The sequence below is a fragment of the Kitasatospora sp. NPDC101235 genome, assembly GCF_044767505.1.
Taxonomy (GTDB): Bacteria; Actinomycetota; Actinomycetes; order Streptomycetales; family Streptomycetaceae; genus Kitasatospora.
This window is the reverse complement of the sequence record NZ_JBIWNZ010000019.1, coordinates 63,478-89,729: the sequence shown is the minus strand read 5'-3', so window position 1 is coordinate 89,729 and position 26,252 is coordinate 63,478. Positions and strand designations below refer to the sequence as shown.

Genomic DNA, 26,252 nt, shown 5'->3' with positions numbered 1-26,252 from the left:
CGGCCCGGCCAGGCTGCCGGCGGCCCCGGGACTTCCGTCCCCCGGCCGTCGGAGCCCGGCCGGGCCCTCTTTCGTGACCGGACGGCATGTCGCGCGGCGCCGGCCTGCGGCCCGCCGTGATCGACGAGGCGGGTGCGGGGAGCGGTGTTCCTTGATCGCGGGTCACCGCACCTGGTCCGCCGGTGCCGCGGCGAAGTCGCGCAGGACGGCCCAGACGGCGGCGGGCTGTTCCTCCTGGGCGAAGTGCCCGGCGTCGGCGATCACCGCGGTGGTGAGGTTGCGGACGCCCGCGGCGCGCAAACCCCGGGCGTAGGCCTCGATGTCGCCGCCCTCGCGGTCGCCCCGGACGTACAGCAGCGGTGTGTCGACGGGGTCGCCGGCGGCCTCGGCGTTGTCCCGGGCGTCCTGGGGGAAGGCGCGGTACAGGTCGAATCCCGCGGTGAGCGCGGCGGGGCTCTCGTAGGCGGCGGCGTGGGCCGCGCGGGACTCGGCGGTGATCCGGCGGGGGTCGGCGGACAGGACGTCGTAGAAGTAGTCGAAGTACGCCGCCTGCCGGCCCTGGACGAGGGTCTCGGGCAGGTCGGGGACCGCGTGCAGGCCGAAGTGCCAGATGTACGGGTTGTGCAGGACCTCGTTCCACGGGTCGACGCCGGGGATCACGGTGTTCAGCACGGCGACGCGGTCGACGCCGGTGAACCGGCGCAGGTAGGCGTAGGCAGCCATCCCGCCGGCGTCGTGGCCGACCAGGGTGGTGCCGGTGAGGCCGAGCTCCCGGACCAGCGCGTGGACCACCTCGGCCAGTCGGCGCTTCGACCCGCCCTCGACCGCCCCGGTGGAACCGCCGGTCCCGGGCAGGTCGACGGCGATGGTCCGTGCCTCGTCGCCGGCGGCCGCCATCACGCCCAGCCAGGTCCGCCAGGACTCCGGCCAGCCGTGCAGGAACAGGTAGGGGCGGCCCCCGGTGGGGCCGGACTCCACCACGTGGAGCGAGAGGTCACCGATCGCCACGGTCGAGTGGCGCAGCTCAATAGACATGATTCATGTCTATCAAACGACATGTGACATGTCTATTGACTAGGCTGGCCCCATGAGCGGCGACAACGACCGACCGGGCGCACCGGACCGACCGGCCTTCGAACGCGGCACCGGCTTCCTGCTGGCGCGGCTGGGCTCCCTCACGGCGCGCTCCTGGGCGGGCTTCCTCGGCGAGCACCGGCTGACCCAGAGCCAGTACGCCGTGCTCGTCGCCCTCGACCGGCACGGCCCGGTGGTCCAGCGGCGGCTGGCCGAACTCGTCGCCGTGGACGCCCGCAACCTCGTCCCGGTCCTCGACCAGTTGGCGGACCGGCAACTGCTCGAACGCCGTCCGCACGACACCGACCGCCGCCGCCGCGTCGTCAACCTGACCGACCGGGGGAGCACCCTGGTCGGGACGATCGCCGCCGCGGCCGCCGCCGAACAGGACCGGTTCCTCGACGCCCTGACCGCGGCCGAACGCGAGCACCTCAACGGCCTGCTCCGACGGCTCTACGCCGCGCACGTGCCCGCCGACGGCCCCGGGTAGCGGCCGGCGGCGAGCGCGCTGGGGCTCCGCCCCGGTCAGGCGTGCGGGACGAGGGCGACCGGGCAGCGCACGTGGTGGATCGCGGCGTGCGCGACCGGGCCGAGGTGGACGCCGAGCAGGGTGCGGCGGATGCGGCGGCCGACCACGAGCAGCCGGGCCTCGGATGCCGCGTCCACCAGGGCGGCGGAGGGGCTGCCCTGGACCAGGTCGGCGGTCACCGGCACCTCGGGGTGGCGCTCCCGCCAGGGGTCCAGCCGTTCGGCGAAGAGGGTCCGCTCGACCACGGAGAGCTCGCCCTTCAGCCCGCCGGTGGCCTGGAGCGCCATGTACTCGTTGGTGACCGGTGGCGACCAGACGTGCACCACCCGAAGCGGCGTCCGGCGCCGGGAGGCCGCGTCGAAGGCGAAGGCCAGCACGTCGTCCGTCGGATGGGCCAGATCGAGGCCCACCAGCACCGGGCCCTCGGACTCGACCGGCTCCGCCCGGACCAGCACCACCGGGCAGCCGGCCCGGCGCAGCACCTCCTGGCTCACCGAGCCGACCAGGAAGCCGCGCACCGCGCCCAGGCCGCGTGAGCCCAGGACGAGCAGCGAGGCCGAGTTCGCGGCCGCGTGCAGCGCCTCGGCCGGATCGGTCGGGACGATCGCCGAGGTGACCGGCCCGTCACCGGCCAGCGCGCGCAACTCCTCCGCCCGGCGCGCCAGTCGGTCCATCGCGTTCCGGTAGGTCTCCTCGCTGCCGACCACGTCCCGGTGCGGCCACGGCCAGGCCTGCAGGAGGTCGAGCGGGCAGGCACGGCGCCGCGCCTCGCGGGCGGCCCACTCGGTGGCGGCGAGGCTCTCGGGCGAGCCGTCGAATCCGACGACGACGGGTCCGGTCATGGTCTGCTCCTCATGCGCGCAGCGCGTCCAGAGCGGCGTTCAGCCGCTGCGCGGCCTCGTCCGCGACCTCGCCCAGCCCGCCGCCGGGCCCTGCCAGGGTGACCATCGTCTGCGGGTCGACGGCCTCCACCACCGTGGCGTCGCCGTCCGCCCGGACCACCACGTTGCAGGGCAGCAGCAGCCCGATACGGCGGTCGGCCTGGAGCGCGCGGTGGGCGAGGGCGGGGCTGCAGGCGCCGAGGATCAGGTAGTCCTCGACCTCCACACCGATCTTCTCGCGCAGGGTCGCCCGGACGTCGATGGTGGTCAGGACACCGAAGCCCTGTTCCCTGAGTGCGGCGGTGACCGCCTCCACCGCCTGCGCGAACGGCCGGTCGAGCCGTACACCGAGACCGTAGTCCATGGTTCCTCCGTAAGAGTCCGGGCGGCCCCAGTATCGACGGGCGCCGTGCCCGCCGCCTCCCGGAGCGGACCGCGGCATGGTGCCGGCGGCGTGGTGTCGGCCGGCGGGTCGACCAGCCGTGGTGGGTGCCGGGGTGGTACCGGGGTACTACGGGCGCGCCGATGATCGGCCCCCGGTACCACGGATCGGAGCCGATCCCGCACGTAGCGTGGAGGGCGAGGGTGGCCGGGACGGACCGGCCCCGGAGCACAGAGGTGAGCGATGATCGAGGCGCACCGGCTGACGAAGCGGTACGGGGAGAAGACCGCCGTGGACGGGCTGGACTTCACGGTCCGGCCGGGGACGGTGACGGGCTTCCTCGGGCCGAACGGCGCGGGCAAGTCCACCACGATGCGGATGATCGTCGGGCTGGACGCGCCCACCAGCGGTTCGGTGCGGGTGAACGGCCGCCGGTACGCCGAGCACGCGGCGCCGCTCCAGGAGGTCGGCGCGCTGCTGGAGGCGAAGTCGATCCACCCGGGCCGCTCGGCCTTCAACCACCTGATGGCCCAGGCCCACACCCACGGCATCCCGCGCCGCCGGGTCGAGGAGGTCATCGAGCTGACCGGGCTGTCCTCGGTGGCCCGCAAGCGGGCCGGGGCGTTCTCGCTCGGCATGGGCCAGCGGCTCGGCATCGCCTCGGCCCTGCTGGGAGACCCGGCCACGGTGATGCTGGACGAGCCGGTGAACGGCCTCGACCCCGAGGGCGTCCGGTGGATCCGCAACCTGCTCACCTCGCTCGCCGCCGAGGGCCGCACGGTCTTCGTGTCCTCGCACCTGATGAGCGAGATGGCCCTGGTCGCCGACCACCTGATCATCGTCGGGCGGGGCCGGCTGCTGGCCGACACCACCGTGCAGGAGCTGGTCCACCGGGCCGGCGGCGACGTGGTCAAGGTGGTCAGTGCCGACCCGCCCCGGCTGCGCACCGCGCTGGCCGGCCCCGGTGTCGAGATCACCGGCCGGGCGGGCTCGGAGGAACTGCTGGTCACCGGGCGCACGGCCCGTGAGATCGGCCTGACCGCCGCCGAGCAGGGCATCGCCCTCTTCGAGCTCACCCCCCGGACGGTCTCCCTGGAGGAGGCGTTCATGGAGCTGACCCGCGACGCCGTCGAGTACCACGGCACCACCGCCACGGCGCCCGCCGGCACCGTCGGCACCGAGACCTCGAGGAGCGCGGCATGAGCGCCATCGCACCGAGCCCGACGTCCGCTTCCGCCGATCCGCGGCCCGCGCGTCCCGTGTACAAGGTGACCGCGGCCCGGGTGCTGCGCTCCGAGTGGGCGAAGTTCTGGTCGCTGCGCTCCAGCTGGATCACCCTCGGCCTGGCCCTGTTCTTCCTGGTCGCCTTCGGCCTGATCGCCGCCTACCAGTTCAAGTCGCGGATGACCTCGGGCCGCCCGATGGACCGGGACTTCGCGGGCGCGAGCACACTGAGCCTGTCCCTGTTCGGCACCAACTTCGCCCAGCTGGCGCTCGGCGTCCTCGGTGTGCTGGTCGCCGCCGGGGAGTACTCGACGGGCATGATCCGCTCCACCCTGGCCGCCGTGCCGCGCCGGCTGCCGGTGCTCTGGTCCAAGGCCGCCGTGTACTGGCTGATCGCGCTGGTCCTCGGCACCGTCGGAGTGTTCGCGGTCTTCGTGGCCGACAGCGGGGTCCTCTCCGGCACCCGCGTGGCGATGACCCTGTCCGACGCCGGGGTGGTGCGCGGCCTGCTGGGCGCCGGGCTCTACCTGGCCATGGTCGGCGTGATCGGCGTGGCGCTCGGCGCGCTGCTGCGCTCGGTGGCCGGCGGCATCGCGGTCCTGGTGGCCACGCTGATGCTGATCCCCGGGCTGACCGCGCTGCTTCCCAGCTCCTGGCAGAGCCACCTCAGCCCCTATCTGCCCAGCCACGCGGGGGAGGCGATGTTCGCCCTGCACCACGACTCGACCACGCTCTCGCCGACGGTCGGCCTGGCGGTCTTCCTCGGCTGGACGGTCCTCGCCCTCGGCGCGGCGGCCGTGCGGCTGGTGCGCACCGACGCCTGAGAGACTCGATGGGGAGGACATCCGTCGCGGCGCCGGGAACAACCGGCGCCGCAACGCGCGACCACGACAGCCCGGCCGACAGGGAGGCGCCACCGGTGAGCGAGCACACCACCGCGACGAGCCCGTTCGCGGCCGCCGGCGCACCCCGCGCCGGTACACCCTCCGTCGGCACGCCGCCCGCCGAGACCCTGTCCGGCCACCCCCTGTTCGCCCGCCTGGCCCGGCTCGGCCAGCGGCTGCGCCAGGCGGACCGCGACCACCCCTGGGTGCTCGACGCCGCGGTGGTGGCCGCCGTCTTCCTGGTGTTCTGCCTGCCCGACCTGGTCCCCGGCCACGTCGAGGGCGGCCCGCGCGAGCACCGGTTCGTGCTCGCCCGCCTGCCGCTGCCGCAGACGGTGGCCCTGCAGGCCGGCCTGGTGCTGCCGCTGCTGTGGCGCCGCCGTCGGCCCACGGCGGCCTTCGCCGCGATCATGGCGGTGTTCGTCCTGCAGTGGTCGCTGGACGTCGGTCTGCGCGCCGATGCCGCGCTGCTGGTCGCCCTCTACAGCCTCGCGTTGCACGGCCGGCTGCGACACCTGGCGTGGTCCTGCGCGGCCATGGCGGTGGCCGTCGCCGTGGTCGCCGTGGCCGTCTCCGGTGGTGGGCTGCCGGTCGGGGACGCGCTGTTCTTCCTGTTCAGCGCCGCGACGGCGGCCGTGGCACTGGGCATCGCCGTGCGCGTCCGGCGCGCCCAGCTCGCCGGGCTGCGCGAACGCGCCGCCCGGCTGGAGATCGAGCGCGACCAGCGCAGCAGGCTCGCGGCCGCCACCGAACGTACCCGGGTGGCCCGGGAGATGCACGACATCATCGGCCACAACCTGTCCGTCATCGTCACCCTGGCCGACGGCGGCGCGTACGCGGCGCAGGCCGCCCCCGAGCGCGGCCGGGAGGCACTGCTGCTGATCGGCGACACCAGTCGGCAGGCGCTCGGTGAACTGCGGCGGATGCTCGGCGTGCTGCGCGACCAGGGCGACCAGTCCGCCGAGTTCACCCCGCAGCCCGGTATCGCCGACCTCGACGGGCTGTGCGCCCGGATCCGCGCCGCCGGTCCACAGGTCGTCTACACGGCCGCCGGCGCCCTGGACCGGCCGGACCGCGGCGTCCAGCTGATGGCCTACCGCATCGTCCAGGAGGCGCTCACCAACGCCCTCAAGCACGCCGGCCCCGAGACCCGCGCCCACGTGACCGTGACCGTCGGCCCCGACCGGCTGCGGGTGCGCGTCGAGGACACCGGCCTACCCGGCGGCTCCCGCTGGCACGGGCGCACCCAGGGCCACGGCCACGGCCACGGACTCGCCGGGATACGCGAACGCGCGGCCCTGTACGGGGGGACGGTCACGGCGGGCCCCGGCCCCGGTGCGGGATGGACCGTGGAGGCCGTGCTGCACCTCACCCCAGACCCGGACCTCACTCCAGGCCTCGACCTCACCCCCGGCCCGGACCTCACCCTCGACCCGACAGGCGGCCCGACGTGACCACCGTCCTCATCGTGGACGACCAGCCCTTGCAGCGCTACGGCTTCCGCATGCTGCTGGAGAGCCAGCCCGACACCGAGGTCGTCGGCGAGGCAGCCCACGGCGGCGAGGCCGTCCGGCTGGCCGCCGACCTGCGGCCCGACGTCGTCCTGATGGACATCCGGATGCCCGGCATGGACGGCATCGAGGCCACCCGCCGGATCGTCGCCACGGGCGGACGCTCCCGCATCCTGGTGCTGACCACCTTCGACCTCGACGAGTACGCGCACGCCGCGCTGCGCGCCGGCGCCAGCGGCTTCCTGCTCAAGGACGCCCGTCCGGAGGAGCTGCTGGCCGGCATCCGCGCGGTCTCCGTGGGCGATGCCGTGGTCGCCCCCGCCATCACCCGGCGGCTGCTCGACGCCTACGCCCACCGCCTTCCGGTGCGCCCGCCCGGCAGCGCGCCCGCCGCCGACCCGCGGCTGGACGCCCTGACCGACCGTGAGCGGGAGATCCTGGTCGCCATCGCCCACGGCTGGACCAACAGCGAGATCGCCCAGCGCCTGGTGCTGGCGGAGTCGACCGTCAAGACGCACGTCAGCCGGGTGCTGGGGAAGATCGGTGCCCGGGATCGCGTCCAGGCCGTGATCTTCGCCTACGACCGCGGCCTGACCCGCCCCAACCCGCCGGTCTGACGCCCCCGGCCGCCGGCCCGACGCTGCCGTGGCTCGGGATGGCGTCGGGAACGGGTTCGTTCACTAACATCGTCAGTGGGACCCAGCTGATTTCCGTGACAGAGGAAACGCTTCACCATTCGCGCGGCCGGCCCGGGCTTTCCCGGAGAACCCCGGGCGAATGCGTGGAACGAGGGGATCGAGGAAAGGCGACGAAGAAGGTGCGCAACCATGACCGCTGAGACGGATGCCGGGCACGGGCCGGTGACGGGCGCCCCGCTGCGGCGGCGCGGCGAGGCGCTGGAGAGCGCCATCTACGAGGCGGTCCTCCAGCAGCTCACCACCGACGGCTACGCCCGGCTGACCATGGAGGGGGTCGCCGCCGCCGCGCAGACCGGCAAGGCCGCGCTCTACCGCCGCTGGTCCTCCAAGGAGGAACTGGTCAAGGACGCGCTGCGGGCCAGCCTGCCGCCGTCCGGCCCGGCCCCCGACACCGGCAGTCTGCGCGGGGACCTGCTGGAGGTGGTCACCAGGCTGCGTGCCGCGATGTTCAGCGAGCTGGGCGCCGCCGTGCGGGCCATCATGAGCGAGCTCGACCACCAGCGGGCGCACGCCTTCGTGGAGATCGTGCTGGAACGGGTGGTCGAGCCGACGACGGCGCTGATCGCCGAGGTGCTGGACCGCGGCATCATGCGCGGCGAGGTCCGCCCCGGGGCGGTCACCCCGTTGGTCACCGACCTGGTGCCGGCGCTGATGCTGTACCGGATCAAGATGTGCGGCGGGGACGTGGTGCACCTCGATCCGGCGGAGATCGTGGACGAGGTACTGCTGCCGATCGTCCGCCCCTGACGGGGCAACCCCGGGGGAGCGGCAGGGCGTCCGGCAGCGGCCCGCGGATTTCCCGGTGGTGACCAGCCGGAATCCCGCGGGTGTGTTCCGGAGGGAATTCCCGCGGGATTCGGCGGCGGCGCCCCGCGCTCGGGGCCTGTTGTGACTCGGGCCCTGCTGCGTCTCAGGCCCTGCGCGTCTCAGGCCCCGCTGTGGCGGAGCATGTCCTCGCGCTCGACGACCTTGACCCGCTCACGCTGCTCGGCCTCGCCGAGCGCGCGCTCGTGGGCGTCCAGCAGTTGCCAGCCCGCCCAGGTGGTGAAGCGGACGCCCTGCGCGCGCAGGTGCTCCTCGATGGCCGCCGGGTCCGGCTCGACGGCGCCGGGCAGGCGGTCGGCCGCGTGGTCGTCCAGCAGGCAGGCGACGGTCTCGTTGGCGTCGCCCTTGGTGTGGCCGATCAGACCGACCGGGCCGCGCTTGATCCAGCCGGTGACGTACGTGGCGGTGCGGTGCGAGCCGTCGCCGTCCAGCACCCGCCCGGCCTGGTGCGGGACGGTGCCCGAGGTCGGGTCGAAGGGGAGCTTCGACAGCTCGTCGGAGTAGTAGCCGACCGCGCGGTAGACCGACTGCACGTCCCAGTCGGTGAAGCTGCCGGTGCCGCGCACGTTGCCGGTGCCGTCCAGCTCGGTGCGCTCGGTGCGCAGGCCGACCACCCGGCCGTCCTCGCCGAGCACCTCCACCGGGGACTCGAAGAAGTGCAGGTACACCCGGTGCGGGCGGTCGCCGACGTCGCGGATCGCCCAGTTCTCCAGCGTCGAGGCGACCAGGTCGACGTGCTTCACCGCGCGGCGCTCGGCGATCGAGCCCTCGTCGTACTCGATGTCCTCGGGGGCGACGATCACCTCGATGGTGGGGGAGTGGTCCAGCTCGCGCAGTTCCATCGGGCTGAACTTGGCCTGGGCGGGGCCGCGACGGCCGAAGACGTGCACCTCGACGGCCCGGTTGCGCTTGAGGCCCTCGTACACGTTCGGCGGGATCTCGGTGGGCAGCAGCTCGTCGGCGGTCTTGGCGAGGACCCGGGCGACGTCCAGGGCGACGTTGCCGACGCCGAGCACGGCGACCTTCTCGGCCTCCAGCGGCCAGGTCCGGGGCACGTCCGGGTGGCCGTCGTACCAGGAGACGAAGTCGGCCGCGCCGTAGGAACCGTCGAGGTGGATGCCGGGTATGTCCAGGGCGCGGTCGGCCATCGCGCCGGTGGAGAAGACCACGGCGTCGTAGAAGCGGTGCAGGTCGTCCAGGGCGAGGTCGGTCGGGTAGTCGACGTTGCCGAACAGTCGGACCTGGGGCTTGTCGAGCACCTGGTGCAGGGCCGTGACGATGCCCTTGATGCGAGGGTGGTCCGGCGCGACCCCGTAGCGGATCAGGCCGAACGGGGCGGGCATCCGTTCGAACAGGTCGATCGATACACCGGGCGTCTGGGCGGCGTCGGACTTCAGCAGGGCATCGGCGGCGTAGATGCCGGCAGGGCCGGCTCCGACGATCGCGACTCGGATCGGGCGGGGCATGACGGTTGGAGTCCTCCGGTCGGGCGCGGCCAAAGATGGTCTGAATCTTTGTACCAAACCCTACGAATGACCTGGGAGGTAGGCGGTGATGATCTATGAGGTCATAGGGATGATCTATGGGTCCGGGGCCGCCAGAGCAGGAGCACCACGGCGACGACCGCGATTCCGACCTTCCCCGTCGCGGCGCAGCCGCGCAGGCCGGTGTGCGCCCGGGGCGCGGGACGGACAGCGTTGTGCGGTCGCGGTGGTGGCCGGGGCCGCGGTGTTCGGCGCGGGCTTCGGCGTCGCGCAGAACGCGACGCCGGCGCTGATGTACGCGCGGGCCGCCGCCGGGACCGGGGGGCGAGATCCGCCTGAGCGGGCGCTGGGCCGCCGTCAGGCGCGGAAGGCGTCCGCGTGCTCGGCGGCGAACTCGGCGAAGGGGCGCGGGCGGCGGCCGGTCAGCTTCTCCACGTCCGAGGTCACCGCGGAGGCGAGCCCGGCCGCGTACAGCCCGTACAGTTCGACCATGCCCTCGGCCCGCCAGGCCTCCCAGCCCATGGCGAGCAGGCCGTCCAGGGCCTGCTCCGGCGTGAGCGCGGTGTGGACGACCGGGCGGCCCGCGACGGAGGCCAGCTGCTCGGCCAGTTCCGCGTGGGTGAGCGCGGCCGGGCCGGTCAGGGTGTAGACCGCGCCCTCGTGGCCGTCGGTGGCCAGCACCGCCACGGCGGCCGCGGCGACATCCCGGGCGTCGACGTACGACACTGCGCCGTCGCCGCCCGGCAGGGCCAGCGAGCCGGCCTTGACGGTCGGGGCGGTGCCGAGGAAGTTCTGATGGAAGCCGTTCGGCGCGATCACCGTCCACGGCAGGCCGGAGGCCTTCAGGTGGTCCAGGCCGCTGATGTGCGCGCCGATGAAGCGCACGCCCTCCGGGCGCTGCTCGATGCCGGCGGCCGCGTGCAGCACGATCCGCGGGCGGCGGCCGGTGCGGACGGCGGCGTCGATCACGTTCCGCTCGTGCGTGGCCATCTCGGGGTGCACGGCGACCAGCAGGTAGACGGTGTCGGCCCCGGCGAGGGCCGCCTCCAGCGAGCCCGGGTCGGTGAAGTCGGCGGCCACCCGCTCGACCCCGGTGTCCCACTCCGCCGGCGCCGGCGCACCGGTGTCGCGCACCAGCGCGCGCACTGTTTCGCCGCGCTCCCGCAGCCCCACGACCACCTTGGACCCGACCGTACCGGTGGCACCCGTCACGACGATCACGGATGGCACTCCTCCCCGTTGCGGACGCAGACCTGATTCCACGTCAGGCCGATGATCGCAGCCGGGTACCGGGCGATCAAGGTCGGGGTCCGGGTCCGCGGACGGTGCGTACGGAGTCGGAAATCCGGGTGGTTGCCGTCGCGGACCGACACGCACGGGACCGTGCTGTTGCTCGACTTGCCGCAGGCCGGGCGCTTGTATGGATCCGGCCTGGTCAACGCCCGGACGCGGCCCGACGGCCCCCGGCAAGCCGAGGAGTCACCACCGTGGACGACACCCCCGACCCCGCCGTCGTGGCCCGCCGGATCGCCGAGCGGCGCGAGCAGCTGGGCCTCAGCGAGGAGGCGCTGGCCACGCGGGCCGCGATGGCCCCCCGCTACCTGCGGTGCCTGCTGGACGCCGGGCCCGCCTTCGACCCGGCGGGGTTCGTCCGGATCGCCGCCGCCCTCGACACCACCCGCGCCGAGCTGCTGTCCGGCCGCGCCGACGCCCCGCCCGGCCAGGGCGGCGCCGGCCCGCGCCCCCGGCTGCTCGACCTCACCGAGCCGGAGTGCTGGCAGCTGGTCGGCAGCCACGGCATCGGACGGATCGGCCTGCCGGTCGAGCCGGGGCCGGTGGTGCTGCCGGTCAACTACGTGGTGGACCAGGGCTCCTTCGCCTACCGCACCGGCGAGCACGACGCCGCCGCCCCGGAGGAGGGGGCCGCGGTCTCCTTCCAGGTCGACCACATCGACGAGTACCTCGGGCGCGGCTGGAGCGTGCTCGCCCTCGGCCCGGCCCACTACGTGGACGACCCGGCCGAGCTCGACCGCCTGGCGGGCCTGCCCGGTGCGACCCCCTGGGCGGGCGGGGCGCGGCAGCGCTGGGTGCGGATCCGTCCGGAGGAGGTCAACGGCCGGCGGCTGGTCGCGGGGTGAGGCACCCGTCCCTGCGCCGCGCCCGGGTCCTGCGCACCGCCGGAGGGTGACGGGCCGGAGCGTGCGCGGCGAGCAGGGCCGACAGGTGCCCTACCGCCGCAGTGCGTCGGGCGACCGGCGGGCGGGTCTGGGGGCCGTAACCGGGGCGGCGGGCACCGGCACGGCCCGTGGACGGGCGCCCCGATGACTGGTAAGCAGACCGGTGGCGGCCGGGCCGTCCTGGTCGCCGTCCGGGACGTATCACCAGGAGAGCAGGGGCGATGCGCAGAATTCTGATCGTCGGCGCCGGGCAGGCCGGACTCCAACTGGCCCTGGGACTGCAGGCCCACGGATACGACGTGACGGTGCTGACCGACCGCGGCCCGGAGGAGGTGCGCGGCGGGCGGGTGCTGTCCAGCCAGTGCATGTTCGACTCCGCGCTGCGCACCGAGCGCGCCCTCGGCCTGGACCTGTGGGCCGACCGGGCGCCCCGGATCGAGGGCCTCGGAGTGTCGGTCGCCGGGCCGGAGTCGGAGCGGGCGATCGACTGGGTCGGGCGGCTGGGCGCCTACGCGCAGTCCGTCGACCAGCGGCTGAAGATGTCCACGTGGCTGGAGCTGTTCGCGGAGCGCGGCGGCCGGGTCGAGCTGCGCCAGGTGACCGCGACCGACCTGCAGAACCTGGCCGGCTCGTACGACCTGGTGCTGGTCGCCTCCGGAAAGGGCGCGCTGGCCTCGCTGTTCGAGCGCGACCACGAGCGCTCCCCGTACGAGCGGCCGCAGCGCGCACTGGCCGCCAGCTATGTGCACGGGCTCGGGCCGCGCCCCGAGCACGACTTCCCGGCGGTCCGCTGCAACCTGGTGCCGGGCGTCGGCGAGCTCTTCCTGGTGCCGGCGCTGACCGAGGCCGGGCCCTGCGACGCCCTGGTCTGGGAGGCCCGGCCCGGCGGTCCGGCGGACGCCTTCGACGGGATCCGCGATCCGGCCGAACACCTGCGGGTGACACTGGAGTTGATGAAGACATTCACTCCCTGGGAGTACGAACGCACCCGGTCCGGCATCGAACTCACCGACGCCGGTGCGACACTGGCCGGGCGCTTCACCCCGGGGGTGCGCCGCCCGATCGGCGAACTGCCCGGCGGTGGCACGGTGCTGGGCGTCGCGGACGTGGTCGTCCTCAACGACCCGATCGCCGGTCAGGGCTCCAACAACGCCGCCAAGTGCGCCGCCGGCTACCTGGAAGCGATCCTCGCCCACGGTGACAAGCCCTTCGACCGCGACTTCCAGCAGGCGGCCTTCGACGGGTTCTGGCGGACCGCCACCCCCGCCACCGCCTGGAGCAACGCACTGCTCGGCCCACCGCCCCCGCACGTCCTCGAACTCCTCGCCGCCGGGGGTGCACTGCCCGCCGTGGCCCACCGGTTCGCCAACGCCTTCGACGATCCGGCGGACCTGGAGGAGTGGTACTTCGACCCGGCCAAGGCGGCCGCCTACCTCGCTTCGGTCACGGCGGACAACTGAACGGTCAAGCTCTTCCCAAGTCCCGTACAAGCGCGCATCGTTGATGGTGGGTTCTTCTCGCCCCCGGATGAGGGGGACGCCGGGCCCGAGCGCGGGCCGGGCGAACGGCGCGGACGAACGGGAGAAGAGCAGTGGCGGTCGACGGGGGCAACATGGCCCAGGCTGTGATCGACACGGCGTACAACGAGCGCAAGCGGCTGCACACCGGCCGAAGCCGGACCGTCGCCGTGGTCGTGTTCGGCCTGTTGATCGCGCTCGGCTTCTTCCTCGCGCTCGTGGTCGGCAAGTCGGACCCGGACACCCCGCCGACCTGCGACGGCAAGACCATGACCCGGCACAGCGAGTGCCGGATCTGGTCCAGCCGCGGCGGCGGGGGCACCTACTCCTACGACGAGATGATCGACCGTCGGGAGTCCTCGAACGGGGTGTGGCGGGCGGTCGGCTTCGGCGGCGCGGGCGTGGCCGCCGTCCTGATGGTCGTCTCGATCGCCAAGCTCAACCCGAACCGCCCCTGGGGCAAGCCGGTCAGTGCCGCCTGCCCGCGCTGCCGGGAGCTCAACCTGCGGGAGAAGTACACCATGCACAGCGTCACCCGGGGCCGCACCACCTACCGCTACAGCGGCATCGTCACCCTCTGCACCCCGGCCTGCGGCTTCTCCGCCATCCGCCAGCGCTGAGGCGCGGCGCGGCGGCCCGGGCCAGAAATAGGACCTCCCGCTCCCACCGGCTACGCTCGGTCCCGGTCGAACGAACGATGGGGTGGACCGAGTGGGCAGGTGGGAGCGGGCGCTGGACGCGGCCGGCGTGCGGGAGGCCGGCCTGCGGGCCGACTACGGCCGGCAGCGGCAGCAGATGGCCCGGTACCGGCGGGAGGCCGCGCTCGCCACCGAACTGCTGCTGCCCGCCCGGATGGTCCCGCACGTGATCGCGGCCGCCGCCTTCATGCACCGCACCGACACCCTGCTCGACAGCGGCCCGCTCGCCGAACGCCGGGCGGCGTCCGCCCGCTGGCAGCAGCAGGTCGCCGACAGCCTCGCCGCCGGCCGTACCGACGACCCCGAGCTGCGTCCCCTGCTGCACAGCGTCGACGCCCACCCCGTCCTGCGGGACCGGGTGCTGGAATTCCTCGCCGCGGCCGGAACCGACCTGGACTTCACCGGGTTCGCCACCGAGGAGGACCACCAGGCCTACGTCGACGGGTACTCGCTGCCCGGCTTCATGGTGGTCGCCGCCCTGCTCGGCCCGGACGGCGACCAGAGCGACTACCGCGCTGCCTGCCGCACCTTCATCGACGGCAGCCAGCGGCTCGACTTCGTCAACGACCTCGCCGAGGACCTCGCGGACGGTCGGCTGACCATCCCCGAGCAGGCCCTCAAGGAGCACGGCGTCACCCGCACCGACCTGGAGCAGGCCCGCGACCTGCTCGCCGTCCGGGCCCTGCTCGGCGCCCTGCTCGACCGGGCCGACCGCAGCCTCGCCGAGGGCAGGGCCGTCATCGACCGGGTGCCGCCCGCCCACCGGCCGATGGTCCGCGGCATCGTCGGCGTGGAGGAGCTCACCAGCGCCGCCGCCCGTGCCGACCTCGGCGCCCTGCTGCGCCGCTCGGCGAGCCCGGCCAAGCCCGCCGCGCTGCGCCTGCTGGCCCGCGAGTACCTCCGGGCCCGCCGCCTGCGCGGCTGACCCGCCCGAGGTGTGTCGATCCGGTGTGTGCCGCCCAGGTGAGGGTGGGCGGAGCCGGCGTCCACAAACGGAACCTCCCTTTGTCGTAGCCGATCCGGCAGCTCTGTCAGCTCCCTGTCCCGGGTCGGGCGGTCTGGCTAGCATGAGCCCGCTCAGCGCGTAGGACCCAAGGACCCGAATCACTGGGAGGACCACATGAGTGCACTGGTGACCGACATCCGCGACGCCGGCCCGCTGGAGATCGACGAGGACGCCATCGTCTTCGAGGACGAGTTCGACGCGGACCTCGCGCCCGCCGCCTGCCTCGCCGACCCGTGGGTGACGTACGTCCCGACCCGCTTCCCCTGTGAGTTCAACTCCTGATCCATCCGGATCCGAACGGACGGCGGACCACGGCGGACCGGGGAAGGACGGAACCATGAGCGCACCGCCCGACCCCGGCTCCGCCGAGGCCCTCCGACCGGAGGCGCTGCGAGAACAACTCCGCTGCCGGGTCGAGGAACTGGCGGCCCGGGCACCCGGCCCGCACCGCCCGCTGCGCACCGACGGCCAGTGGTGGTACCTCCGGGACCCCCGGATGCCGGAGCTCGCCCACGGCTGGAAGCTGCACCTGTCCGCCCGCCCGGAGGGCTTCGAAGCGCTGCTGGACACGGCGCTCCCGATCCTGCTCGGCCGGGTCTGCGACGTGAAGTTCGCGGTGAGCGCGGTTGCGCTGTGGGAGCTCAACAGCGGCCGGCACGGCGCGGCCGCCGTGGGCAAGGCCGTCACGGTCTACCCCCGGCCGGAGGAAGTCCGCGCCCTGGGGCTGGAGTTGGCGCAGGCACTGGCCGGCTGGGAAGGCCCCACCGTGGTGAGCGACCGGCCCGTTCGGCCGGACGCCCCGGTGCACTACCGCTACGGGCCGTTCCGGGTCACCGACGACGAGGCGCAGGCCGGCATGACCGGTCCGGACGGCTCGCTGTTCCCCGGCCTGGCCGAGGCCCGCTACCGCCGGCCGCCCTGGGCGGGCGACCCGTTCGAGGCACCCGGCGCCCCCGCCGCCCCGGCGACCACCCGGGTCGGTGCCGGCCGCTACCGGATCACCGCCGGCATCACCCGCGCGCCGAGCGGCCACGTCTACCGCGCGGTTGAACTCGCCACCGGACGCGAGGTGGTGGTCAAGCAGGCCCGGGCCTTCGTCGCCGAGGACGGTGCGGGAACCGACGCGCGCGGCCGGCTGCGGCACGAGCACCGGGTGCTCGACGCGCTGGCCGGGGTGCCCGGCGTGCCCGCGCTGGTCGACTACTTCCGGCACGGCACCGACGAGTACCTGGTCAGCACCGGCTGCGGGCGGATCGACCTGCGCCGCGAGGTCCTCACCTCCGGCCCGTACGGTGCCGACGCCGGTGCCGAGGGCGGGCGGGACTGGTGGACGCTGGCACGCCGACTGCTGCGGGTGCTGGACGCGGTGCACGCGCGCGACGTGGTGCTCTGCGACCTCAAGCCCGCGAACGTGGTGCTCGACCGGGACGGCCTGCCCACCCTGGTCGACTTCGGCGTGAGCGCCCTGGCCGGCGACCGCCCGCCGGGCGCCACCGCCGGGTACGGCCTGCCGGGCGCCACCGGGGAGGACCCCACCGAGGACCACTACGCGCTGGGCGCCACCCTGCACCACGCCCTCACCGGCCTCGACCCGGTGGTGATCGACCCGGACCCGGCGACCAACCGCGACCGCACCCTGGCCTGCCTGCGCGCCGCCCTCCCGGAGCCCGGGCACCCGGCGGCGGAGCTGGTCGCGGGCCTGCTGAGCTTCGACCCCGCCCGGCGCGCCGCCGCCGCGGCGAGGCTGCGGGAGGGGGCCGTGCCGGGCCGACGGGGCGCCCCCGCCCGAAGGGGCACGGGCCGGCCGGCCCAGGCGCTCGACCACACCGTCACCACCTGCGTCCGGATGGCCCGCGAGCTGGTCGCCGCCGGCCCGGGCGCGGAGCGGCCCCGCACCCTGCTCTCGCTGTACGACGGCGCGGCCGGCCTCGGCCTGGAACTGCTCCAGCACCCGGACCGCCCGGACGCCCGGGCCGCCGCCGCCGAACTCGCCGCCTGGACGGCCGTCCACCCGGCCCTCGGCCACCTGGACGGCTCGCTGTACCAGGGCCGTACGGGCGTCGACCTGTTCCTCGCCGAGGCGGCCGCCGCGCTGGGCACCGAGCCCCCGGAGCACCGCCGGTACGAAGGGACCGGCGTGGACCAGATCGCCGGCACGGCCGGGATCGGCACCGGGCACCTGTTGCTGGCCGCCCTCGGCCCGGCGGCCGGAGCGCACCGCGCAGCGGCGGCCGACTGCGCCGCCCGGCTGGCCGGCCGGCCGCTGGACGACCTCGGTGAGGAACCCAACGCCGGCACCGCGGCCCTGGCCGAGGGCTTCGCGCACGGCCGCGCGGGCGTCGCCCACTTCCTGCTCGCGATGCCCGACGAGGCGTCCCGGCTCGCCGCCCGCCGGATCGTGGACGGCCTCGCGTCCGACCTCCCGGGCATCATGGCCGCCGCCTGCGCGCCCGGGGCGACCCGCCGCTACCTCTCCTGGTGCCGGGGGCTGGCCGGGATCGGCACCCTGCTGGTCCAGGCCGGCCGGCAGTACGGCGACGACGCGCTGCTCGCCATGGCCGTCGAGGCGGCCGACACCTGCCGGACGCTCGCCCCGAGGACCGCGCAGGTCTTCCGCTGCTGCGGCCTCGCGGGCGTCGGGGACCTTCTGGTCGACCTCGCGGTGGCCACCGGCGAGGCCCGGCACTGGGCGGCCGCCGAGGAGCAGGCGGCGCTGATCCTCACCCGGGCCGGCGGCCCGCCGGCCCGGCCGCTGCTGCCCGGCCGCCGGCCGGACGCGGAGGCCCGGGCCTGGGCGGTCGGCACCCCCGGCGTCGCCACTTTCCTGCGCCGCCTCGCCCGGCGCGGCGGGCCCGTCCCGGGGCTGCTGCCGCTGCCCTGAACCGGCGCCGGCGCCGGTTCCGCCGTGAGCTTCGCGTACCGGGCGCGCGGTGACACCTCGCGCCCACCGTCACTGAGCCGAGGCCACCCCGGGCGCGGCGCCTCCGCCGGTCGGTGCGGGGTCCGGCCCCGGTCGAGAAGCCCTGGAGGACCGCACGGGCCGGGTTGCGTTCCGGCACGCTCCCGACACCTGCCCGCACCTGCTCGGCGCCTCCGCCGGTCGGTGCGGGGTCCGGCCCCGGTCGAGAAGCCCTGGAGGACCGCACGGGCCGGGTTGCGTTCCGGCACGCCCCCGACACCTGCCCGCACCTGCTCGGCGCCTCCGCCGGGCCGCTGGCCGGAAGGCCCGGAGGGCGTGAGGCACCGGTGTCGGTCGCGGCCGGATCGGGGCCCGTGGGGGGCCGCTGGAGTGCCACTCAAGCCCGATGGGTCTTGAGCCGACGGGGTACGGGCTCCCGGCCAAGGTGCCGGTCGCCCGTACCGCCGGCCCTCGCCCGCTGCCTAGAGTCGTCCTCGGGCGGCGCGAAGCCCGGGTCCGAGCGACCCGCGTGCGGCGCACCCACGGGGGACCCGGCACATTCCGCAGCACCCGCTTCGCAGGCACACCCTTCCGGTCCGACCGGAAACGCCTGCCCATCCGAGGGAGTTCGCCATGTCCGACACCACCACGTCCCGCACCGCTGCCACCGAGGGCCTCGACCTTCAGGACCTCGACCTCAGCGAGCTGACCGTCACCGCGCTGCGCGACACCGTCGCCCTGCCGGAGAACGGCGCGTCCTGGGGCTCGTGCTCCTGCCAGGGCTCGTCCTCCTGCGCGCAGCCGCAGGTCACGGACGTGCCGATCGGCTGACGTCCCGCCACCGGGGTCCGGCCGCACGCCGGACCCTCGGCCGGGGGCCGCCCTGTCGATCAGCACGGAACCCGGCGCGTCCACCCGCACGCGCCGGGTTCCCCGCATACGCGGGGCAAGACACGCCCCGGTCCCGCAAGGCACGCCCAGGCCCCCGTCGGAGGAAACCGCCATGCCCGACCGCGCCGCCCCGCCCCGGGACGTCCTGGCGCCCGCGCCCGTGCCGGCCCCGGCCGCGTACACCGCGCGCCACGCCCTGGTGCGCTCCACCGTTCTCGCCCGGCCCGCCCAGTCAGCCGCCTCGGCGGGCGCCCGGGCGCTGCTGGGCGGACTCGCCGCCGCCGAGGCCGCGGCCGAGGCCCTGCGGCCGGCCCTCTGCGACGACCTCTACGCCAGCCGGGCCGGACACGACGAGGATTTCCACCGCCGGGTCGTGCTGCCGCTCCGCCGCGACCTGCACAACGGGCGCCCGCCGCGGGCGGCCCTGCTCGACCGGCTCACCGACCTGCCGCGCCGCGTCCCACGACTCGCCGAGTGGCTGGAGCTGCGACGGCTGCGGGCGCGGCTGCTGGCCGCGCTCGCCGACGCCGTCCCGCCCGCCCTGACCGCCGAACGGGCCGCCCTGGCCGGCATCTGCCGCGAGCCGGCCTTCACCCGGGCCGTCGCGCTCACCAGCGCCGACCTGCTGCGCGCGGTGGCCAACACGGCGGGCGCGACCGGGGAGCCGCGCGGCCGGGCCCGCAAGGAGGAGGCGGCCGTCCTGCGACACGCCCTGCGGGCCACCGCCAAGACCAGCCCGCTGTCCTGGTTCACCGCCGTCGGCTGGGCCTGCGAAGGGTGGGCGGGCGAGCCGGCGGGCGAGCCGCGTGCGGTCGTCCGGGAGAACCGGGCGCTGGTCGCCGCGCTCGTCCAGGCCCTGCTCGACGACCCCCGCCGCAGCCGGACGCTGCCGCACCGGATGGCCAGCTCCGCCCGGGTCGCCGACGGGCGGGCCCGCTACGCCCGCGCCGAGGTGCTGTTCGCGGGCGGGCGCTACCTGGTCACCCGGGAGGAGGAGGTCGAGCTCGCCGCCCGGCCCGACCTGGCCCTGCTCGCCTCGCTCGCGGCCGTCCCGGACCCGCCGGAGCAGCTCGCCGCCCGGCTCGCCGAGGCCCTCGGACGCCCGGGCGACGACCCGGCCGCGCACCGCTTCGTGGGCCGGCTCCTGACGGCCCGGCTGCTGGTGCCCGCCGAGCCGGTCGACCCGCAGGACCCGCAGCCGCTCCGGAGCCTGGCCGACTGGCTGCGACAGTGGCCGGAGGACGCCGAGCTGGCCCGTCGGATCGATCAACTCCGCTTGTCAACAGGTGAGTTGGGCAGGACTCCGGGCGAACGCCGCCCCGCGCTGCTGGCCGCCCTCGGCGAGGACTGGCGGCGGCTGCTGGCCGACGCCGGACGGCCGGTGCCGGACGAGGCCGCACCGCTCAGCGTCCTCAGCGAGGACGTCCACGCGCCGGTGCCGCCGCACCTGCCACCGGGCGCGGCCGACCGTGCGGCGCTCGCCGAACTGACCGCTCTGGCCGAGCTGTTCGACCACGGCCATCTGATGCGCCGGGCGGCCCGGGACCGCTTCGTCGCCCGCTACGGCGTCGGCGGGGTGTGCGACGCGCTCTGGGACTTCGGCGCCGAGGCGGCGGATGCCTGGGCGCAGCCGGCGCTGCCGGACGAACTGGCCGTACTGCGCGAGGAGTTCGCCCACCTGCCGGAGATGGACGGCGAAGTCGTGCTCCCCGCCGATCAGGTCCGCGCCCTGGCCGCCCGGCTGCCCCACTGGGCCGCGGCCCGGCCGCTCAGCTACTCCTGGTTCGTCCAGCGCGAGCCCGTGGACGGCCTGTTGTGCGTCAACCACGTCTACGGCGGCTGGGGGCGCTTCACCAGCCGATTCCTCGACGGCCTGGACCCGCAGGCCGCCGCCGAGGTCGCCCGGGAGCTCCGGTCCGGCCTCGGGGACGGTGCCCGCGCCGCCCAGGTCCGGCCGGTCGGCGGCTTCAACGCCAACCTGCACCCGCGGCTGCTCGCCGACGAGATCGGCCCCGACCGGCGGTGGACCAGCCTCGCCGAGGCCGACCTCGACCTCGTGCACGACCCGGTCGGCGACCAGCTCCGGCTGCGGCTGAGGAGCAGCGGCGAGCTGCTCGACGTCCTCTACCTGGGCTTCCTCGCGCCGGTCATGCTGCCCCGGCGGCTCGGCCCGCTGCTCGCCGACCACCCCAACGGGGTCGTCGACTTCCGGCCGCTGCTGCCGCGCACCACCCTCGTCGCGCCCGGCGGCAAGGTGCTGCGCACCCCGCGCCTGCGCCACCGGCACGTCGTCCTCGCCCGCCGCCGCTGGCACCTGCCGGCCGGGGTGCTCGACGCCCTGCGGGCCGAACTCGCCACGGACCAGGGCCCCGACGGGGTCCCGGCCGCGGCCGTCGCCGGCTGGCGGGCCCGGCTCGGCCTGCCCGAGCAGCTCTTCCTCCACCCCGTACCGGCCGCCGCCGACCCCGCGGGCACGCCCGCCGATGCCTTCGTGGCCCGCCTGCGCGCCCCCAAACCGCAGCCCGTCGACCTCGGCAACCCGCTGCACCTGCGCCACCTGGCCAAGTGGCTCACCCGGCACCAGCGCGGCGTGGTGCTGGAGGAGGCCCTCCCGGCCATCGCGGGACAGACGGAGCCGACGCGGGCCGTCGAACTCGTGGTGGAGACGTACCGGCCGGGCCGGGGCAGCGCGTCGGGCACCGGTGCCTTCGATTCCGTCCGTACCGCCATCGCCGAGGAGGCGCCCGATGAGTGACCCGGCCGACGGCCAGGAGGCCGTGACCGCCTGGGACGTGGTCCTCTACCACTACCAGTCCGACAAGGCCCGCGCGCTGCGCGAAGCCGTCCTGCCACTGGCCCGGCAGTCGGCCGCCGAGGGGCTGGCCGCCCACGTCGAGCGGCACTGGCGGTACGGGCCGCACCTGCGGCTGCGGCTGCGCGGCCCGGAGGTGCGGGTGGCCGGGGCGGCGCAGCGGGCCGCCGAGGCGCTGCGGGAGTGGGCGGCCGCGCACCCGTCCGTCGCCGACCGGTCGGACGACCAGCTGCTCGCCGAGGCCGCCATCGCCGGACGGGCGGAGCTGGTCGCGCCGCCGTACGAGCCGCTGGCGCCGGACAACACCGTCGTGGCGGCGCCCGTCGACCGGTCCGCCGAACGCTCCCTGCGGGCACTGATCGGCGCCGGATCCGCCGAGCTGCGCGAAGAGTTGCTGCGGATCGGCCTGCCCGCCCTCGACTCGGCCTGCCACTTCCTCGGCGCACGCGGCGACACGCCGCAGGCGCGGGTGCAGCTGGTGCTGACGGCGCTGGCGGCGCACGCCACCGCGCACCCGGACGGCCTGGTCGGCGCGCACTACTCGGTGCTCTCGCACCTGGAGGACTTCCTGGTCCACGAGGACCCGGACGGCAGCCTGCGGGCCGGCTTCGAGCGCCGCTGGGAGCGCAACGGCCGGGCGGTCACCGCGCTGGTGGGCCGGATCACCGACGGCGGCGCGCGCGGCTGGGAGCGGGACTGGGCGCACTGGTCGGCGACCGCCTGGAGCCTGGCCGAGCGGCGGCTGGCAGCCGGGGCCGATCTCGGCGGCCGCCACGCCGAGTACCGGCAGCGCGCGGAGGCCCTCGGAGACCGGGCCACCGCCGAGCGCTGGAACGCCGAACTGCGCACCCGCTACAGCGAGTTCCACCGCCTGCTGCACCGCGCCGACCCCGAGGGAACGATGTGGCAGCGCCCGGACTACCTGATCAACCGGGCCGGCACCAACGGCCTGTACCGGCTGCTCGCGATCTGCGACGTCCGCCCGGTGGAGCGCTACCTCGCCGCCCACCTGCTGGTGCGCAGCGTGCCCGAGCTGACCGGCCACCGGTGGCAGGCGGTCCTCGGCGCCGAGGCGGAGGCGGGCACAAAGGAGCCTGGCGCGGAGGGGGCGGGCATGGAGAAGACGCGCACGGAGGGGGCGGCGGCATGACGGCCGACCCGGAAGCCGTCCGGCCCCGGCTGCGCCCCGGCGTGGCGGTGACACCGCTGCGCGAGGGGCTGCACCTGCGCGGCCGCGACACCAGCCTCACCCTGGAGGGCAGCCGGTCGCTCCCGGCGCTGTGGCAGGTGCTCGCCGCCCGGCTCGGGCCGGACGCCGACGCCGGGCGGGAACCGGACGCCGGGCCGGACGCCGACGCCGGGCGGGAACCGGACGCCGGGCCGGACGCCGACGCCGCCGTCGGGCCGAAACTGGCGGCGGCGCTGGCCACCGTCACTGCCCGGCTGCGCGAGCACGGCCTCCTCGTGGACCACCCGGACGGGGCCCGCCTGCCGCCCTGGCCGGGCTCGGTGGCGGACGATCCCGGCGGCGCGGCGGCGGCCCTGGCGGCGGCTCACCCGGTGGTGGCCGCCGCGGACCCGGACGGCCCGCTCGCCCGTGCGGTGGTGCGCGCCCTCGCCCGGGGCGGGACAAGGGCTCCGGCGGTGGTCGCCGAGCTCGGACTGCCGGCCGGTCGGGTGGTGGCCACGGCGGACGACCCGGCGGCCCGCACGGTGGCGGTCGCGGTGCAGTCCGGCGCGGACGGCGGCTTCGTCACCGAGCCGGCCGACCCGGCCCGGGCCCGGACGGACGCCACGGCAGTCGCCACCCGGTTGGGCCACGACCCGGGCACGGAACCGCCCGCCGCTCTCCTCGCACTGCTCGCCGCCGCCGGCGCCCAGCGGCTGCTCTGCGCCGTCGCGGGCCTGCCCGACCCGGGCGAGCCGGCCGACGACCCGCGGCTGCTCGCCGGGCGCCCCGCCGTCCTGATCGCCGAGGCCCGCCCGCCGCGCGCCCAGCACCATCCGTGGGCGGCGGCCCCCGGGGCCGTGGCCGCGCCGCCCGGGGACCTGGCCGAGGCGCTGCGCCGGGTGAACGCCCTCGGCGACCCCCGGCTGGGCGTGCTGGACGTACCCTCCCCGGGCGACCTCCCACAGGTGCCCGTGGCCCTGGTCTCCTGCGGCAGCCCGTCCGGTCTGCTGGCGGCCGGGGCGGCGCGGACGGACCTCGCCCGGCTGGCCGCCGCGTGCCGGTCCGCCGAGCTGCATCTGGCGGCGCTGGGCGGGGGAGCCGTGCCGGTGGTCGGGGCCGACCCGGGCCACGCCCTCGGCCGGGCCCTGCGCCGGGCCGTCCTCGGCACGCCGGTCCGGGGCGAGCGCGTGGTGCCGGAGTCCGCTTGGCGGGACCACCCGCAGGCCGGGCACTGGTGTGGCGCCCTGGCCCGTCGGCTCGGCCGCACCCCGGATCCGGTGGTCCGTCAACTGTCCTCCGCGCAGGTGTACCTGGCGCGGGTCGAGGGGGTCCGGGCGGTCGAGGCCACCCCCGCCGACGCGGTGGCCCACGCAGCCCTGGCCGCCCTCACCCGCCTGCTGGCCCGGGACGGCGGCCTCGCCGCCGCCCACCACGCAGCCCCCTCCGGTGCGGCCGCCCCGCTCGCCGCCGCGGGGCGCACCCCGGCGGCCTGGGCGGACCCGGGCTGGACTGACCGCTGGCTTACTGAAGTCGCCGCCCGGGAAGCGGACCTGCACGCCGTGCTGGTCCGGCTCACCGGCCTGCGCACCACCCGCTGGCAGCCCGCCACCCCCGAGGCCCGCCTGTACGCCGACGCCCTGGACGGCTGCGGCTTCACCGTTTTCGTCGCCGAGGAAGGCCGTCCATGAGCGAGCTGCCAGTCCTCACCCCGGCCCAGGCGCTGGCCGCCACCAGCGGCACCGCCGTCGTCCACCTCACCGAGTGGACCCTCGGCCTGGCCGCCCGGCTCAGCCGGCACGCCCTGGCACACCCCGTACGCCTGGTACCGGTGCGCGAGGACGGCGCGCTGACCGTGGTCGGACCGGTGCTCGCCCCCGGCGCACCGGCCTGCCTCGCCTGCGTCGAGTACCAGCGGCTCGCCACCGCCGGCGGCCGGGTGCCCTGGCAGAGCCCGGACCTGGCACTCGGGGGCACCGGCACCCCGGCCTTCGCCGAGGCGGTGACCGAGCTCGCCGCCGACCTGGCCGCCGCCCCGCCGGCCGCGGAGCCCGCCGTCCCCCCGGCGGCCGAGGCGGCCACCGTCCACGTGGTGCACGGCGGCCGGGCCACCTGGTCCACCCACCGGGTCCGCCCGGTCGGCGGCTGCGAGGTCTGCCGCCCGCTGCCCGCCGACACGCCCGAGGCCGCCCGGCTCCCCGCCGCCCCTCGCCCGCTGCCCGACCCGGCCGTCCTGCGCGGGTCCAACGGCCGTACGGAACCAGGGCAGTTGCGGGCCGAGCTGTACGACGAGCGGTTCGGCCCGGTCCGCCGGCTGTTCCGCACCGAGGACTCGGCGTTCGCCCTCACCACCGCCTGGGTGACCGACGGCCGGGCGCTCGACGACGGCGGGTACGGGCGGGCCGCGGACTTCCGCTCCAGCGAACGGGTCGCGCTGTTCGAGGCGGTGGAGCGGTACGCGGGCATGCGACCGCTCGGGCGCCGAACCGTGCTGCGGGCCTCCTACGCCGAGCTGGCGGGCGAGGTGGGCCCGGGGGCCGTCCTCGACCCGGTCCGGCTCGGCCTGCCCGACGACGCCGACCCGGGACACCCCGCCGTGGCCACCGTCCCGTACACCCCGGAGCTGGTACTCGACTGGGTGCACGGCTGGTCGCTCACCCACCGCCGCCCGGTCGCCGTCCCGGAGCACGTCGCCTACTGGGACGTGCCCGGACGCGACCGTCCCCGGGTGGTCTACGAGTCCTCGAACGGCTGCGGACTCGGCAACAGCCCCCAGGAGGCCGCGCTCTACGGCCTGTTCGAGGTCGCCGAGCGCGACGCCTTCCTGATGGCCTGGTACGCCCGCACCCCGCTGCCCGGCGTCACCCTCCCCACCGAGGACCCGCAGATCGCCGAACTCGCCGACCGCGCCCGGCTGCTCGGCTACCGGCTCACCCTGCTCGACGCCACCAACGACCTCGGCGTGCCCGCCGTGATCGCCCTCTGCCGCCACCGCGGCGGTAGCCCCGACGCCCCGCGTACCTTCCTGGCCGCCGGAGCCCACCACGACCCCCGGACGGCGATCCGCTCCGCCGTCGCCGAGGTGGTCACCAACGTCCAGGAGGCGCCGTACCGCGCCACCGCCCCGGGCGGTCCGCGCGACCCGCAGCGGCTGCGCCCGATGCTGGACCGCCCCGAACTGGTCGTCAGCCTGGACGACCACGTCGGCCTCAACGCCCTGCCCGAGGCCCAGCCCCGACTCGACTTCCTTTTCGCGGGCCCGCCCCCGGTGCCCTGGACCGAGCGCTGGCCCGGCGCCCCCGAACCGGTCACCGACCTCACCGGACTGCTGGAGCGGACGATCGCCCGGCTGGCGGGGGAGGGCCTGGAGGTCCTGGCGGTCACCCAGGACGAGCCCGGCATCCGCGACCGGCTGGGCCTGCACTGCGCCAAGGTCGTCGTCCCCGGCACGCTGCCCATGACCTTCGGCCACGCCAACCGTCGCACCCGGGGCCTGCCCCGCCTGCTGGAGGTCCCGTTCCGCCTCGGCCGCACCCCGGCGCCGCTGCGCCACGACGAACTCCCGCTCCACCCGCACCCGTTCCCCTAGCCT

22 protein-coding genes are annotated in these 26,252 nt (G+C 75.9%); 17 read left to right on the top strand and 5 right to left on the bottom strand.

Going from position 1 to position 26,252, the window contains the following annotated elements:
- Positions 1-162 precede the first annotated feature (162 nt).
- A complete protein-coding gene (locus ACIRRH_RS28115) occupies positions 163-1,035 on the bottom strand; it encodes an alpha/beta fold hydrolase (protein WP_403072952.1) in 873 nt (290 codons plus the stop codon).
- Positions 1,036-1,087: 52 nt separating this feature from the next.
- Between ACIRRH_RS28115 and ACIRRH_RS28110 the strand changes: the two genes are divergently transcribed.
- Positions 1,088-1,564 (top strand): MarR family winged helix-turn-helix transcriptional regulator, encoded by a 477-nt coding sequence (locus ACIRRH_RS28110; protein ID WP_403072949.1) that lies wholly within the window; start codon positions 1,088-1,090, stop codon positions 1,562-1,564.
- 35 nt (positions 1,565-1,599) lie between these two features.
- Here ACIRRH_RS28110 and ACIRRH_RS28105 read toward each other — a convergent pair whose 3' ends face one another.
- Both ACIRRH_RS28105 and ACIRRH_RS28100 read right to left on the bottom strand, forming a co-directional pair.
- Positions 1,600-2,445, bottom strand: a complete 846-nt coding sequence (locus ACIRRH_RS28105) for a universal stress protein (RefSeq protein ID WP_403072946.1) — start codon at positions 2,443-2,445, stop codon at positions 1,600-1,602.
- Between the two features lie 10 nt (positions 2,446-2,455).
- On the bottom strand, positions 2,456-2,848 hold the full coding sequence (locus tag ACIRRH_RS28100) for a DUF302 domain-containing protein (protein WP_403072943.1): 393 nt from the start codon (positions 2,846-2,848) through the stop codon (positions 2,456-2,458).
- A 261-nt stretch (positions 2,849-3,109) separates the two neighbouring features.
- Here ACIRRH_RS28100 and ACIRRH_RS28095 point away from each other — a divergent pair, with 261 nt between their 5' ends.
- The 5 genes from ACIRRH_RS28095 (at position 3,110) to ACIRRH_RS28075 (ending at position 7,930) form a co-directional block, all read left to right on the top strand.
- On the top strand, positions 3,110-4,069 hold the full coding sequence (locus ACIRRH_RS28095; RefSeq protein WP_403072940.1) for an ATP-binding cassette domain-containing protein: 960 nt from the start codon (positions 3,110-3,112) through the stop codon (positions 4,067-4,069).
- Complete coding sequence (locus ACIRRH_RS28090; RefSeq protein WP_403072937.1) at positions 4,066-4,914, top strand: ABC transporter permease; 849 nt, start codon at positions 4,066-4,068, stop codon at positions 4,912-4,914. Before ACIRRH_RS28095 ends, ACIRRH_RS28090 begins: the two co-directional genes overlap by 4 nt.
- A 95-nt stretch (positions 4,915-5,009) precedes the next feature.
- Positions 5,010-6,428 (top strand): sensor histidine kinase, encoded by a 1,419-nt coding sequence (locus tag ACIRRH_RS28085; protein ID WP_403072934.1) that lies wholly within the window; start codon positions 5,010-5,012, stop codon positions 6,426-6,428.
- Entirely contained in the window at positions 6,425-7,102 is a 678-nt protein-coding gene (locus ACIRRH_RS28080; protein WP_224282630.1) for a response regulator transcription factor, read from the top strand. The genes ACIRRH_RS28085 and ACIRRH_RS28080 overlap by 4 nt, the downstream gene beginning before the upstream one ends.
- Positions 7,103-7,312: 210 nt before the next feature.
- Complete coding sequence (locus ACIRRH_RS28075) at positions 7,313-7,930, top strand: TetR-like C-terminal domain-containing protein (RefSeq protein ID WP_403072932.1); 618 nt, start codon at positions 7,313-7,315, stop codon at positions 7,928-7,930.
- Between the two features lie 179 nt (positions 7,931-8,109).
- Here the strand turns inward: ACIRRH_RS28075 and ACIRRH_RS28070 are convergent, their stop codons facing one another.
- The gene (locus ACIRRH_RS28070) at positions 8,110-9,474 is read right to left on the bottom strand and encodes an FAD-dependent oxidoreductase (RefSeq protein ID WP_403072929.1); all 1,365 of its coding nucleotides are present in this window, start codon (positions 9,472-9,474) and stop codon (positions 8,110-8,112) included.
- 375 nt (positions 9,475-9,849) lie between these two features.
- Positions 9,850-10,713, bottom strand: a complete 864-nt coding sequence (locus ACIRRH_RS28065) for an NAD(P)H-binding protein (protein ID WP_403072926.1) — start codon at positions 10,711-10,713, stop codon at positions 9,850-9,852.
- Between the two features lie 266 nt (positions 10,714-10,979).
- On the opposite strand from ACIRRH_RS28065, the gene ACIRRH_RS28060 reads away from it, so the two are divergent.
- The 11 genes from ACIRRH_RS28060 to ACIRRH_RS28010 all read left to right on the top strand — a co-directional run bounded on the left by ACIRRH_RS28060 (position 10,980) and on the right by ACIRRH_RS28010 (position 26,249).
- Positions 10,980-11,630: a helix-turn-helix domain-containing protein gene (locus ACIRRH_RS28060; RefSeq protein WP_403072924.1), complete on the top strand. Its 651-nt coding sequence runs from the start codon at positions 10,980-10,982 to the stop codon at positions 11,628-11,630.
- Between the two features lie 260 nt (positions 11,631-11,890).
- Positions 11,891-13,129 carry a styrene monooxygenase/indole monooxygenase family protein gene (locus tag ACIRRH_RS28055; protein WP_403072921.1) on the top strand — a complete coding sequence of 413 codons (1,239 nt, stop codon included), beginning with the start codon at positions 11,891-11,893 and terminating at the stop codon, positions 13,127-13,129.
- A gap of 131 nt (positions 13,130-13,260) precedes the next feature.
- A complete protein-coding gene (locus ACIRRH_RS28050; protein ID WP_224284348.1) occupies positions 13,261-13,806 on the top strand; it encodes a hypothetical protein in 546 nt (181 codons plus the stop codon).
- A 91-nt stretch (positions 13,807-13,897) separates the two neighbouring features.
- Positions 13,898-14,809: a phytoene/squalene synthase family protein gene (locus ACIRRH_RS28045; protein WP_403072918.1), complete on the top strand. Its 912-nt coding sequence runs from the start codon at positions 13,898-13,900 to the stop codon at positions 14,807-14,809.
- Positions 14,810-15,004: 195 nt separating this feature from the next.
- Positions 15,005-15,172 (top strand): SflA family class IV lanthipeptide, encoded by a 168-nt coding sequence (locus tag ACIRRH_RS28040; RefSeq protein ID WP_224284346.1) that lies wholly within the window; start codon positions 15,005-15,007, stop codon positions 15,170-15,172.
- Positions 15,173-15,227: 55 nt separating this feature from the next.
- Entirely contained in the window at positions 15,228-17,771 is a 2,544-nt protein-coding gene (lanL, locus tag ACIRRH_RS28035; RefSeq protein WP_403072915.1) for a class IV lanthionine synthetase LanL, read from the top strand.
- Positions 17,772-18,422: 651 nt separating this feature from the next.
- Positions 18,423-18,620: a thiazolylpeptide-type bacteriocin gene (locus tag ACIRRH_RS28030; protein ID WP_403072913.1), complete on the top strand. Its 198-nt coding sequence runs from the start codon at positions 18,423-18,425 to the stop codon at positions 18,618-18,620.
- 172 nt (positions 18,621-18,792) lie between these two features.
- Complete coding sequence (locus tag ACIRRH_RS28025) at positions 18,793-21,435, top strand: lantibiotic dehydratase (RefSeq protein ID WP_403072910.1); 2,643 nt, start codon at positions 18,793-18,795, stop codon at positions 21,433-21,435.
- Positions 21,428-22,642 carry a hypothetical protein gene (locus ACIRRH_RS28020; protein ID WP_403072907.1) on the top strand — a complete coding sequence of 405 codons (1,215 nt, stop codon included), beginning with the start codon at positions 21,428-21,430 and terminating at the stop codon, positions 22,640-22,642. Before ACIRRH_RS28025 ends, ACIRRH_RS28020 begins: the two co-directional genes overlap by 8 nt.
- Complete coding sequence (locus ACIRRH_RS28015; RefSeq protein ID WP_403072904.1) at positions 22,639-24,351, top strand: hypothetical protein; 1,713 nt, start codon at positions 22,639-22,641, stop codon at positions 24,349-24,351. Before ACIRRH_RS28020 ends, ACIRRH_RS28015 begins: the two co-directional genes overlap by 4 nt.
- Positions 24,348-26,249, top strand: a complete 1,902-nt coding sequence (locus ACIRRH_RS28010) for a TOMM precursor leader peptide-binding protein (RefSeq protein WP_403072901.1) — start codon at positions 24,348-24,350, stop codon at positions 26,247-26,249. The genes ACIRRH_RS28015 and ACIRRH_RS28010 overlap by 4 nt, the downstream gene beginning before the upstream one ends.
- Positions 26,250-26,252 lie beyond the last annotated feature (3 nt).